The sequence below is a fragment of the Rhodococcus ruber NBRC 15591 genome, assembly GCF_001894945.1.
Lineage (GTDB): Bacteria > Actinomycetota > Actinomycetes > Mycobacteriales > Mycobacteriaceae > Rhodococcus > Rhodococcus ruber.
Genome location: NZ_BCXE01000032.1, coordinates 17,936 through 29,061 on the forward strand (window position 1 = coordinate 17,936; position 11,126 = coordinate 29,061).

Consider the following 11,126-nt stretch of genomic DNA (forward strand, 5'->3'; position numbering starts at 1 on the left):
CACAGGAGACACAGCCATGACCGCACTTCACGACGACCTCGCAACCGCTGCGGAGCAGCGCCTGACGGCCTCGCTGAACGAGCAGGAACAGCAGTGGGTCGACGACTTCATGGACGAGACGACGCTGTTCCTCGGCCCGGATCGCGACATCATGCGTTCGCACCACATCACCTCCCGCAGCGAGTTCGAACAGCAATGCCTCGCCGACGGTGTCGACCCCCTGCAGGTGGACCGCATCCGCAAGCGCCTCGCCGGCGCCCTCGACGAGGGCTTCGAGATGTGCGAGGCGATGGGCGCGGCACCGGGCGCCAAGTGGGGCGACCTCACCACGGCCATCTACACCGCGGCCGGGGACGTCACCTACCTGTCCTGCCACGGCGTGATCGCGTTCTCCGCGATCCTGCACCACCCGATCCGGTACATCATGAAGTACTGGAAGGACGAGCCGACCGTCGGAATCCACCCCGGCGACGGGTTCATCCACAACGACGCCCGCTTCGGCAACGTCCACAACACCGACCAGTCGATGATCATGCCGATCATCCGGGACGACCGCATCATCGCCTGGGTGGCCGCCACGATCCACGAGGGCGAGAACGGCGCCTGCGAACCGGGCGGCATGCCCTCCGGTTCGGAGACCCCGTTCGACGACGGGCTGCGGATGAGCCCGTTCAAGATCGTCGAGCGCGGCGAGTTGCGCCGCGACCTGCTCACCTTCCTGCAGCACTCGGTTCGCGACCCGAAGCTCCAGCTCGCGGACCTGAAGGTGAAGATCGGTGCGGTCCAGCGCATCCAGGAACGCGTCGACAAGATCATCGACGAGGTCGGCGTGGAGACGTTCGTCGCGGCGCTGCGGATCACCGTCGAGGACGTCGAAGCCGAGGTGCGCCGGCGCATCCGGGAACTGCCCGACGGCACGGTCCGGTTCAACCAGTTCATGGACTCCACCCTCAAGGAGAACATCCTCATCAAGCTCGCCTGCTCCATCACGGTGAAGGGCGACAAGATGACCATCGACCTGCGCGGCAGCGGACCGGAGATCCTGAACCGGGCCATCAACTCGCCGCTGTGCTCGGTCAAGTCGATGATGATGCAGGCCATCCTCGCGTTCTGGTGGCCGGACCTGCCGCGCTGCACCTCCGCGATGAGCCCCATCGAGATCATCTCCGACGAGCACACGTGGTCCGACGCCGGCTACGACGCCCCCATGGGCCAGTCGCTGCAGGCCTCCTTCCGCGGCTTCTCGGCGCTCCAGAACCCCTGGGCCAAGTTGCAGTTCTCCAACCCGGAGAAGTTCTCCAACGTCATCGCGCCCTGGTTCAACCAGATCAACACCTTCCTGTGGGGTGGGGTCACCCAGCACGGCGACCAGGTCGGCAACCTGTGCGCCGACCTGAACGGAATGGGCGGCGGCGCCAAGGCCTTCCGCGACGGCGAGGACGCGGTCTCCCCGCTCTTCTGCGCGATGGCCGACACGGCCGAGCAGGAGGTCATGGAGGAGGAGGTGCCCTTCATGCAGCTGGTGAGCAAGCGGATCGTCCGCGACAACCAGGGATTCGGCAAGTACCGCGGCGGCATGGGCTACGAGATGATCGTCGCGGCCGAGGGCACCCCGCTGTGGGGCTTCATGACGGTGACCTCCGGCGCGAAGTTCTCCTCCGTCAGCGGGCAGTTCGGCGGGTACGGCTGCAACACCTACCCCCTCGCGACGGTCAAGGGCGTCAACGTCTACGACGAACTGCGCCGCAACCCGGAACGGTTCGACCTGTCCATCGAGAAGGTGATGAACGAACAGCCCTTCGAGGGCGCCGAGTACAGCACCAGCCACATGGGTCTGCAGTTCGACGTCGCCAAGGACGGTGAGCTGTACATGATTTCGCAGGGCACGGGCGGAGGCTACGGAGATCCGCTCGAACGCGCCCCGGAGGACGTGGTTGCCGATCTCGAGATCGACCGGATCTCCGCGAAGGTGGCGCACGACATCTACGGCGTCGTGTACGCGCCGGACACCTTCGTCGTGGACGTCGACGCCACGGAGGCGCTGCGTGCCTCGATGCGGCGCGACCGGCTCTCGCGCGGTGTGCCCTACGGGGAGTTCGTCGAGAAGTTCGTGACGCCGGAGCCGCCGCAGGACCTGCTGTACTACGGGTCCTGGGGCGACACCGAGGAACTGACGGCCACGCACTTCACCGTCCACGGGGCCGAGCGGGTCACCACGACGATCGACCGGATGCCGATCATCATGATGCCCGACCGCCGGGAGCTGAAGATCGCCGAACTCGCGGCCCGGGTGAAGGAACTCGAGTCGAAGCACGGCGAGATCGTCCACCGCAAGTCCTGAAGCCGGTCCGGCCCGCTCCGGCCACCGGATCCACCCCGAACCGGGTGCCCGCACGTGTGCTCCCCTCACCGTGCGGGCACCCATTCCCTGGAGTCACGATCATGACCATCTCGTTTCCCGCCATTCTCGACGCGCCGGTCTCCGGGCGCCGGGTCCCCCTCGTCGTCGACCATCTCGACTACAGCCGCCGGGTCCTGCTCCGCGGCAACCCCGTGCCGTGGACCGATCCCACCGCGCTGTCGAACTTCCTCAACCAGGCGCACGGGCTGCTGCGGCCGGACGTCACACTGCTCGATCTCGGCGAGTTCTACCGCCTCGCGGCGGACGACCCGCGGCTGGGCGAGGCGATGGCCGCCCGGTCCCGGACCGGGTACGCGTTGCGGGCGCTGCTCGCGGACGCCGCGACCACCCGCGCCGTGACGACGCTCGCCGCCACGGTGGCCGGCACCACCCGGTTGCCGCTGCTGCTGCAGATCCCCTCACCGCGGGCCTGGCTGGCGGCGACCCATCCCGGAGACGTCGCGGACCTGGACGCGGACCGTGTCGAGGCCGCGGCCATGTACGTCGCGGACTGGCTGCGCGGCTTCGCCGAGGTGCCGGTCGCGGCGGTCCTGCTCGACGAGCGGATCGCGCCGGGCGCTGCCGCCGCGTTGCCGCCGGCCGATCCGCAGTCGTACGTGCCCGTGACCAACGTGGCCGCGCACTACCGGTGGGAGATCGGACTGCGCGGCGAGGACACCGTCTCGATCGGCGAGCACGAGGGTGACGTCCTCGGCTCCGAGTACTGGCTCGCCGACGAGGCTGCCGTCCCGGACGCGCACGGCGTGTTCCGGCTCGCGCACCTGCCGGCGGACGCGGTCCCGGAGACGGTGCTCGCCCGGCTGGCCGCACTCGACGGCCCCGGTGCCTGATCGTGGACGACCTGCACGCCGGTGCCGCGGGGAGCGGCACCGGCCGGAGGACGGGCGCTACCCTGGAGACGTGACATGCATCACGACCACACCGGGGCGGGGCGGCCGGTGAAGAGCGCGGACCGACGGCTGCGGGTGGCGGTGGCCCGGGCCGGATTCCTCGACTCCGGCGAACCGGACGATTCGCTGGTCTCGTCCGTCGTGTCCGCGTCGTGGCGACGCTCCGCCGCGGCGGGCGTCCGCCCGTCCGGTGGGGAGGTCCGGTTCGCGGGTGAGGTCGACCGGGCCTCCCGCCTGGTCCAGTGCTCGCTGCCGGTCCTGGACCGGCTCGCGGAGGAGACCGTCGACGTCCCGGTGAGCATCGCCCTGACCGACGCCAAGGCGCAGGTGCTGATGCGCCTCGACGGTGCCCGGGCCATCGGACGGCTGCTCGACCACGTCTCGCTCGCACCGGGCTTCGACTACAACGAGGGTCAGATCGGCACGAACGGCGTCGGCACGGTGCTCGAATCCGGGCGGGCCGTGCAGATCGAGGGCGCCGAGCACTTCCACGAACGGTTCCAGCCGTTCGCCTGCTCCGGGGCACCGATCCGGGACCCGTTCAGCGGACGCGTCGCCGGCGTCATCGACATCAGCTGCCTCACCGAGCATTCGTCGCCGCTGCTCACGACCGTGGTGCGGACCGCGGCAGCGGAGATCGAACAGAATCTGTTCCGCGACCGCAGCGCCCGTCAGCACGCGCTGTTCGACGCGTTCGTGCGCGCCGACGCCCGCGGCGGGGCGGCCCTCATGGCGATCGGGAGCGCGATGTCGCTCGCGAATCCGCTCGCCCACACCCTCCTCGCGCCGGAGGACCAACGCCGGGTCGGTGAACACGTCGACTACGTCATCGGGCACCGCGCGCGAATCGACGAACTGCTCGAACTGAGCACCGGCCTGTCCGTCCGGGTCCGGGCGACCCGGATCCTGGCGGGCGAGGACACCGCCGGATACCTCGTCGAGGTCTCCGAAGCGGGCGCGTCCGCGGCACCGCTGCCGTCCGTGCCGAACCGCGTTCGCGAGCACCGCATGCACTCCGGGCGGGTCGGTCTGGCCGCGGCCGGCACGGATCGTCTCCGCTCGAGCGGTTCCTCCGCGCTGTGGATGCGCGCCTGCAACGAGATCGAGGAGGCCCTGTCCGCCGGGGCGAAGCTGCTCCTCACCGGCGAGCCGGGCACGGGGAAGGCCTCTCTCGCGTCCGAGATCTTCCACTCCCTGTACGCCGGGGGCCGGAGCATCCTCGTGGACGGCAGCGAGACCGATCTGTCCGGGCTCACGGTGCCCTCCGCCAACCCCACCCTGTACGTGCTGCGCAACATCCAGGCGATGCCCGGCCCGCTCACGACCACCCTGGCCGAGACCCTGGCGGAACCCGTCGCCGAGCACGTCTTCGTCGTGGCCACCATGGAGGAGTCCGAGGAGCCGCCCTCCGAGACCCTCGCCCCGATGCTCGCGGCGCTCGACCGGACGGTGCACGTTCCCGCCCTGCGACACCGCACGGACGACATCGCAGGAGTCGTGGCCCAGGTCCTCCGCAAGATCACCGGATCGCAGAGCCGCACCGTCGCTCCCGACGCCATGCGGGTGCTGGCACGCTATCCGTGGCCGCGCAACATCCACGAGGTCGAGGCGGCGCTGCGCTGCGCCGTCGCGCACCGGCCTGCCGGTGCCATCACGGTCGAGGATCTACCCGAGTGGTGCCGGCACGGTCCGCGCCGGCAGCTCAACGCGGTCGAGTCCGCCGAACGGGACCTCATCGCCAAGGTCCTGCGGGAAACCGGTGGCAACCGGGTGCACGCCGCGCGCGCCCTGGGAATCTCCCGGTCGTCGCTGTACCGGAAACTGACCCTGTTCGGTTTCACCGGCGAGTAGGCCCCCGCCGGTCGTCGAATCTGCCGCCGGTGCTCGCACGGTGCGAACCCGTGTCCGGATGTGGGACAGTTCACGACCGCCCCTCCTGCCGAAGATGGAGACAGCACATCTCGTCAGCGCGAAGGAGGAACGAGAGTCGTGGACGTCATGGACGAGCCGTTCTTCAGCTGGAACCGGCGACGAATGATCCTGCACACCAACAGATGTCCGGTCCCCGAATCGTCCGGGTCGCCGGCCGGCGCCGAGCTCGTCTCGGACGTCCCGCTGACGGTCGGAACCCGGCGAGGGCGTCTGATCACCGTCGTCGTCGACGACGACGAGTACGTGGCACTGGTGGTGGGCGACGTCCGGGGGCGGCACGATGTGCCGGTGCGCCGGGTGGTCACCGAAGGGTTACTGATCGAGGGGAGCCGCAGCCGGCTCGACGCGGAGATCCTGTTGCCCGTTTCGGAGGCACCCGTCGTTCCCGTACCGGATGTCCGGCGGATCCCGGACCCTCGGGGCCCGTACACCGAGGCGGTGCAGGCACTCCTCGCGTACTCCGGAGCCCGGTCCGTCACCGTCGAATTCGCCCCGGCGTCGCGTCCGGCCGCTCGGGTCCTGAACCGATCCGCGTGAACGTTCCGGTCGGAGATCCCCCGCCGATCGGGAACTACGTGCATTTCGGGCGCCGGAGGGCTTTGATATCGGTATGAACGGCAGGACCGCCCCGGACCCGGTGCGCGTGGCGGTGGGGGCCGCGGCCACCGTGGGCGACGGGATTCGTCGCATGCTTCTGTTCGGCGTCGACGCAGCGCGCCGGCTACCGGGTGTGGACCCGGCGCTCGTCGCCCTCGAGTCGCGCGGCGCCGAGACCCTGCGCGCCGGGGACGAGATCGCGGACCGGGTGCTGCACACCGTGGTGCGCAGGGTGGTGGACGCGGCCCTGGACGTCGTGGACATCACCGCCGTCGTGCGGGACCACGTGGACCTCGACGTCCTCGCGGAGGGGATCGACATCGAGCGGATCCTCGACCGGGTGGACATCGACGCCGTCGCGGCACGCATCGCGATCGCACCGATCCTGGCCCGCGTCGACATCGACGCGGTCGCCGCGCGAGTGGACGTGGCGGCGATCGTCGACCGCGTGGACCTCGACGCGCTCGCGGCGAAGATCGATGTCGAGGCGATCATCGACCGCGTCGACCTGGACGCGCTCGCGGCGAAGATCGACGTGGACGCGATCATCGGGCGGGTCGACCTCGTCGGCCTCGCGAACGCGGTGATCGAAGGGGTCGACCTGCCGAGCATCATCCGCGAGTCGACGGGGTCCATGTCCACCGAGGCGGTCCGCGGCGTCCGCAGCCAAGGGATGCACGCCGACGACGCGGTGTCCGGGTTCGTCGGGCGGTTCTTCGGACGCGTGCCGGAAACCCCGGAAGCACCCGCGTGACCGGCGGCGGGCAGCCGCACGGGCCGGCGGGGATCGTCACGCGGGGTATCGCGGCTGCCGTCGACCTCGGCGTGGTGCTCACGGTGATGGGCGGGATCTACCTGGCCGTGCTGTTCGCGCGACTGCTGTTCTCGCCGCAGGAGTTCACCCTCCCGGACGCACAGATCCTGCTGTCCGTCGCCGTGTTCGTCGGTGTCGCGGTGGTGTACCTGACGGCGTGCTGGGCGACGACGGGACGAACACTCGGCGCGGTGGTGATGGGGTTACGGGTGGTCAGCCGCAACGGCGACCTCGTCGGGTGGATTCGTTCCGCGGCGCGGGCCTGGCTGTGCGTGATGTTCGGCTTCGGGTTGCTGTGGGTGGCGGTGGACCGGCGCCGGCGGTCTCTGCAGGACATCCTCCTGCGCACCAGCGTCGTCTACGACTGGCAACCGCATCTGCATCCGGCCGAATTCGAGACGTGACGTCGCGCCCGTCACAGTCGGCTGGGCATACTCGAACCCGGCTGAGAAACGTAGACGGGTAGGAGTTCGTGGTGTCGCAGGGTCTGAAGTTGGGGTACAAGGCGTCGGCGGAGCAGTTCGGGCCGCGGGAGCTGGTGGAGCTGGCGGTGCTCGCGGAGGAGCGGGGGATGGATTCGGCGACGGTGTCGGATCATTTCCAGCCGTGGCGGCACAACGGGGGGCATGCGCCGTTCTCGTTGGCGTGGATGACCGCGGTCGGGGAGCGCACCTCGCGGTTGCAGCTGGGCACCTCGGTGCTGACCCCGACGTTCCGGTACAACCCGGCGGTGATCGCGCAGGCGTTCGCGACGATGGGGTGCCTGTATCCGGGGCGGGTCATGCTCGGGGTGGGGACGGGGGAGGCGCTCAACGAGATCGCCACCGGCTACGAAGGCCAGTGGCCGGAGTTCAAGGAACGCTTCGCGCGGTTGCGCGAATCGGTGCGGCTGATGCGGGCGTTGTGGACGGGGGAGCGGGTCGACTTCGACGGCGAGTTCTACGCCGCGAAGGGGGCGTCGATCTACGACGTGCCCGAAGGTGGGATCCCGGTGTACATCGCGGCGGGCGGTCCGGTGGTGGCGCGGTATGCGGGCCGGGCGGGGGACGGGTTCATCTGCACCTCGGGCAAGGGCATGGAGCTCTACACCGAGAAGCTGTTGCCGGCGGTGGCGGAGGGCGCCGAGAAGGCCGAACGCGACGCACGCCGGATCGACAAGATGATCGAGATCAAGATTTCCTACGACACCGATCCGGAGAAGGCGTTGGAGAACTGCCGGTTCTGGGCGCCGCTCTCGCTCACGCCGGAGCAGAAGCATTCGATCGACGATCCGATCGAGATGGAGGCGGCGGCGGATGCGTTGCCGATCGAGCAGGTGGCCAAGCGGTGGATCGTGGCGTCGGATCCGGACGAGGCGGTCGAGCAGGTCGCCGCGTACGTGAAGGCCGGGCTCAATCATCTGGTGTTCCATGCGCCGGGGCACGATCAGCGGCGGTTCCTGGAGTTGTTCGAGCGTGATCTGGCGCCGCGCCTGCGTGCGTTGGCCTGACGCGGCTGACGCCGCCGGTGTGCCTTTTGGGCTGCCCTGACCGCCCAAAAGGCACACCGGCGGCGGAGCCGCCTGGGATCAGGCGGTCACGCCGCGCAGCGTCTCGGACGGGCTCACGCCGTACTTGCGCCGGTACGCGGCCGCGAACCGTCCGGTGTGCATGATGCCCCAGCGGAGCGCGACATCGGAAACAGTTGCGGTGCAATCGCTCACGGACAGATCTGCATGGACACGCTCGAGCCGGACGTCGGCGAGGTATTCCATCGGGGTCATGCCGACGCACTCGCGGAACCCCTGCTGAATGCGGCGGACACTGACGCCGACGAGTTCGGCCATGTCTGCGGCGGTCCACTGACGCGCCGGATCCTGCTGGATCGCGTCCATCACCCGCTTGACGGTCCGCGGCCGTGCTCCGGCCGGGCAGTCGCCGTCGTCCGGTGCGGCGGCGAGCACGAGGGCTGTCGTGACGGCGCGGCACAGCTGCTCGGCCACCTGGTCGCTGCGGAGCAGGACGTTGTCCCGCAGCGACTCGTCCGCGATCGCACGCACGAGACGCAACCAGTCGGCCCCCGCGCCGGACCGCAGATCCAACTGCGCGGGCAGCCGCCTGCCGGGGCGGGGGAGCAGGCGGTCCATCTCGCGCTGCACGTAGTCGCGGTCGACCTTGAACCCGATGATCTCGCACGAACTGCTCCACCGGGTGATGACGGTCGGGGTGTCGGGCGGGCAGACCGTCGCCAGCCCGGGATCCGACACGACCTCGTCGCGGCCGACGGCGGTGACGAGGTGCCCGGTCAGGGGAATGTTGATGCCGTACGCGCCGGGGTGCTCGGAACGGATCGACACGTCCACCCCGAATCCGATCCGCGCCAGCCGCGAGGCGCCGAGCTGGGTCGATTCCAGCGACGTGCGGGCTGCGGGCCCACGGCCGAGAAGCGTCAGCTGGTGCGGGAAGTACGCCTGGGACACCACGTCGTGCACTTCGTCCCAGTCCGTGAAGCCGCGGCTCTCCGGTGCTCGCATTCGCCCTTCCAACCCTCCCAACTGGTGCTGTGCCGGTGTGTGGGCAACTCCCCACGCTAGCACCGTACTGTGACGACGGTCACGTGTCGCCCGGTCGATCCGGCCTGGTCCGAGCCCGCTTCGCAATGCGGATCGCCCCTTCGCAACGCGGATCGACGGAGTGTGATCCGGGTCATACGTTGGTTCTCGTTCCGGATCGACCCGCAATCGCACATCGTGCAGGAAGGCGGTCTCCCCATGGACCAGCGAGCACTTCGCAACATCTTCGGCCAGTTCGCCAGTGGGGTCACGGTGGTCACGTGCGCCGGCGCCGAGGGCACCCCGCACGGGGCCACGGTCACCGCCTTCACGGCCGTCTCGCTGGAGCCGAGGCTGTGCCAGGTGACGCTGACGCGGACGTCGAAGGCGTGCGGCTACCTCACCGACGCGCCGTTCGCCGTGAACATCCTCGCGGCCGACCAACTCTCCACCGCACTGCATTTCGCCGGCAGGCCGCAGGCCGTCGCACCGGACTGGGACGACACCGGGATCGCACCCGCCTTCCCCGGTAACGCCGCCACCCTGATCTGCCGGCCGTGGGCCGAGTACGACGGCGGCGACCACGTCATCTTCGTCGGCGAGATCGTCGACGCCTCCGTCGACGCCGAGAAGGACCCGCTCCTGTTCTTCCGCAGCACCTTCCACGACCTCGGGGACCGATCCGGCTCGACCGCATGGAACGGGTGCCTCGACGATCCGCACAGCGGATGGTTCGACGCCACAGCCACATTCACCCCACTGCCCGCGCAGCTCGCCCGCGCTGCCTCCTGATCCCACGCCCGCCTCTCTCGAAGGGAAGAGCATGACCACCACCGAAGCAGCCCCCGCCACCGGCACCGTCGACCGGTCGAAGGTGAACGTCGCCGCGGACCACCCGGCCAATCAGCAGCAGAACTTCGCCGCCCGGCCCATGACCGGCGACGAGTACATTGCGTCGATCGACGACGGCCGCGAGATCTACCTGCACGGCGAGCGCGTGAAGGACTTCACCAACCACCCCGCGTTCCGCAACTCCATTCGCATGACCGCCCGGCTGTACGACGCGCTGCACACCGGCGAGCACGTCGGCACCCTCACCACCCCCACCGACACCGGCAACGGCGGGGTGACGATGCCGTTCTTCCGCACCCCGAAGTCCGCGGACGACCTGCGAGCCGACCGCGACGCCATCGCCACCTGGGCGCGGATGACGTACGGCTGGATGGGCCGGTCCCCCGACTACAAGGCCTCCTTCCTCGGCACGCTCGGCGCCAACGACGAGTTCTACTCGCCGTTCCAGGACAACGCCAAGCGCTGGTACCGCGAATCGCAGGAGAAGGTCCTGTACTGGAACCACGCCATCATCAATCCGCCGGTGGACCGGTCGCTGCCCCCGGACGAGGTGGGCGACGTGTTCATGAAGGTCGAGAAGGAGACCGACGCCGGCCTGATCGTCTCCGGCGCCAAGGTCGTCGCCACCGGCTCGGCGATCACCAACTACAACTTCATCGCCCACTACGGCCTGCCGATCAAGAAGAAGGAATTCGCCCTGATCTGCACGGTGCCGATGGACGCTCCCGGCATCAAGCTCATCTCGCGGGCCTCCTACAGCCAGAACGCCAATGTCGTCGGCTCGCCGTTCGACTACCCGCTCTCGTCGCGCATGGACGAGAACGACGCCATCTTCATCTTCGACAAGGTGCTGGTGCCGTGGGAGAACGTGTTCATGTACGGCGACGTGGAGAAGATCAACAACTTCCTCGGCGGCTCCGGCTTCCTCCAGCGCTTCACCCTGCAGGGCTGCACCCGTCTGGCGGTCAAGCTCGACTTCATCGCCGGCCTGCTGATGAAGGCCCTCGACGCGACCGGCGCCGGCGGGTTCCGCGGCGTGCAGACCCGCGTCGGCGAGGTCATCGGCTGGCGCAACCTGTTCTGGTCGCT

Annotated in this window: 10 protein-coding genes; 9 read left to right on the plus strand and 1 reads right to left on the minus strand. The window is 69.4% G+C overall.

Annotated elements, in window-relative coordinates:
- Window positions 1–16: 16 nt before the first annotated feature.
- The 7 genes from RR3_RS18830 to fgd all read left to right on the plus strand — a co-directional run bounded on the left by RR3_RS18830 (window position 17) and on the right by fgd (window position 8,144).
- Complete coding sequence (locus tag RR3_RS18830; RefSeq protein ID WP_017681269.1) at window positions 17–2,341, plus strand: hydantoinase B/oxoprolinase family protein; 2,325 nt, start codon at window positions 17–19, stop codon at window positions 2,339–2,341.
- A gap of 101 nt (window positions 2,342–2,442) precedes the next feature.
- Window positions 2,443–3,252, plus strand: coding sequence for a hypothetical protein (locus RR3_RS18835; protein WP_010593151.1), 810 nt, complete (start codon window positions 2,443–2,445; stop codon window positions 3,250–3,252).
- Window positions 3,253–3,327: 75 nt separating this feature from the next.
- Window positions 3,328–5,163, plus strand: coding sequence for a sigma-54-dependent Fis family transcriptional regulator (locus RR3_RS18840; protein WP_017681270.1), 1,836 nt, complete (start codon window positions 3,328–3,330; stop codon window positions 5,161–5,163).
- A 147-nt stretch (window positions 5,164–5,310) separates the two neighbouring features.
- On the plus strand, window positions 5,311–5,781 hold the full coding sequence (locus RR3_RS18845; RefSeq protein WP_225222831.1) for a hypothetical protein: 471 nt from the start codon (window positions 5,311–5,313) through the stop codon (window positions 5,779–5,781).
- A 73-nt stretch (window positions 5,782–5,854) separates the two neighbouring features.
- A complete protein-coding gene (locus tag RR3_RS18850) occupies window positions 5,855–6,595 on the plus strand; it encodes a hypothetical protein (RefSeq protein WP_010593148.1) in 741 nt (246 codons plus the stop codon).
- On the plus strand, window positions 6,592–7,059 hold the full coding sequence (locus RR3_RS18855) for an RDD family protein (RefSeq protein ID WP_017681271.1): 468 nt from the start codon (window positions 6,592–6,594) through the stop codon (window positions 7,057–7,059). The genes RR3_RS18850 and RR3_RS18855 overlap by 4 nt, the downstream gene beginning before the upstream one ends.
- A gap of 71 nt (window positions 7,060–7,130) precedes the next feature.
- Complete coding sequence (gene fgd, locus RR3_RS18860) at window positions 7,131–8,144, plus strand: glucose-6-phosphate dehydrogenase (coenzyme-F420) (RefSeq protein ID WP_026137887.1); 1,014 nt, start codon at window positions 7,131–7,133, stop codon at window positions 8,142–8,144.
- A 78-nt stretch (window positions 8,145–8,222) separates the two neighbouring features.
- On the opposite strand, the gene RR3_RS18865 is transcribed toward fgd, so the two are convergent.
- Window positions 8,223–9,167 (minus strand): AraC family transcriptional regulator, encoded by a 945-nt coding sequence (locus RR3_RS18865; protein ID WP_061064911.1) that lies wholly within the window; start codon window positions 9,165–9,167, stop codon window positions 8,223–8,225.
- A gap of 237 nt (window positions 9,168–9,404) precedes the next feature.
- Here RR3_RS18865 and RR3_RS18870 point away from each other — a divergent pair, with 237 nt between their 5' ends.
- Together RR3_RS18870 and RR3_RS18875 are read left to right on the plus strand one after the other, a co-directional pair.
- Window positions 9,405–9,977 carry a flavin reductase family protein gene (locus tag RR3_RS18870; RefSeq protein WP_026137888.1) on the plus strand — a complete coding sequence of 191 codons (573 nt, stop codon included), beginning with the start codon at window positions 9,405–9,407 and terminating at the stop codon, window positions 9,975–9,977.
- Between the two features lie 31 nt (window positions 9,978–10,008).
- Window positions 10,009–11,126 (plus strand): 4-hydroxyphenylacetate 3-hydroxylase family protein (locus RR3_RS18875; RefSeq protein ID WP_072786528.1); only part of this gene is annotated, 1,118 nt, incomplete at its 3' end.

Bases quoted from the DNA above. Each gene is read 5' to 3' on its own strand.
- RR3_RS18870 (WP_026137888.1), top strand. From the start codon at position 9,405: ATGGACCAGCGAGCACTTCGCAACATCTTCGGCCAGTTCGCCAGTGGG.
- RR3_RS18840 (WP_017681270.1), top strand. From the start codon at position 3,328: ATGCATCACGACCACACCGGGGCGGGGCGGCCGGTGAAGAGCGCGGAC.
- RR3_RS18850 (WP_010593148.1), top strand. From the start codon at position 5,855: ATGAACGGCAGGACCGCCCCGGACCCGGTGCGCGTGGCGGTGGGGGCC.
- RR3_RS18865 (WP_061064911.1), bottom strand. From the start codon at position 9,167: ATGCGAGCACCGGAGAGCCGCGGCTTCACGGACTGGGACGAAGTGCAC.
- RR3_RS18835 (WP_010593151.1), top strand. From the start codon at position 2,443: ATGACCATCTCGTTTCCCGCCATTCTCGACGCGCCGGTCTCCGGGCGC.
- RR3_RS18830 (WP_017681269.1), top strand. From the start codon at position 17: ATGACCGCACTTCACGACGACCTCGCAACCGCTGCGGAGCAGCGCCTG.
- RR3_RS18845 (WP_225222831.1), top strand. From the start codon at position 5,311: ATGGACGAGCCGTTCTTCAGCTGGAACCGGCGACGAATGATCCTGCAC.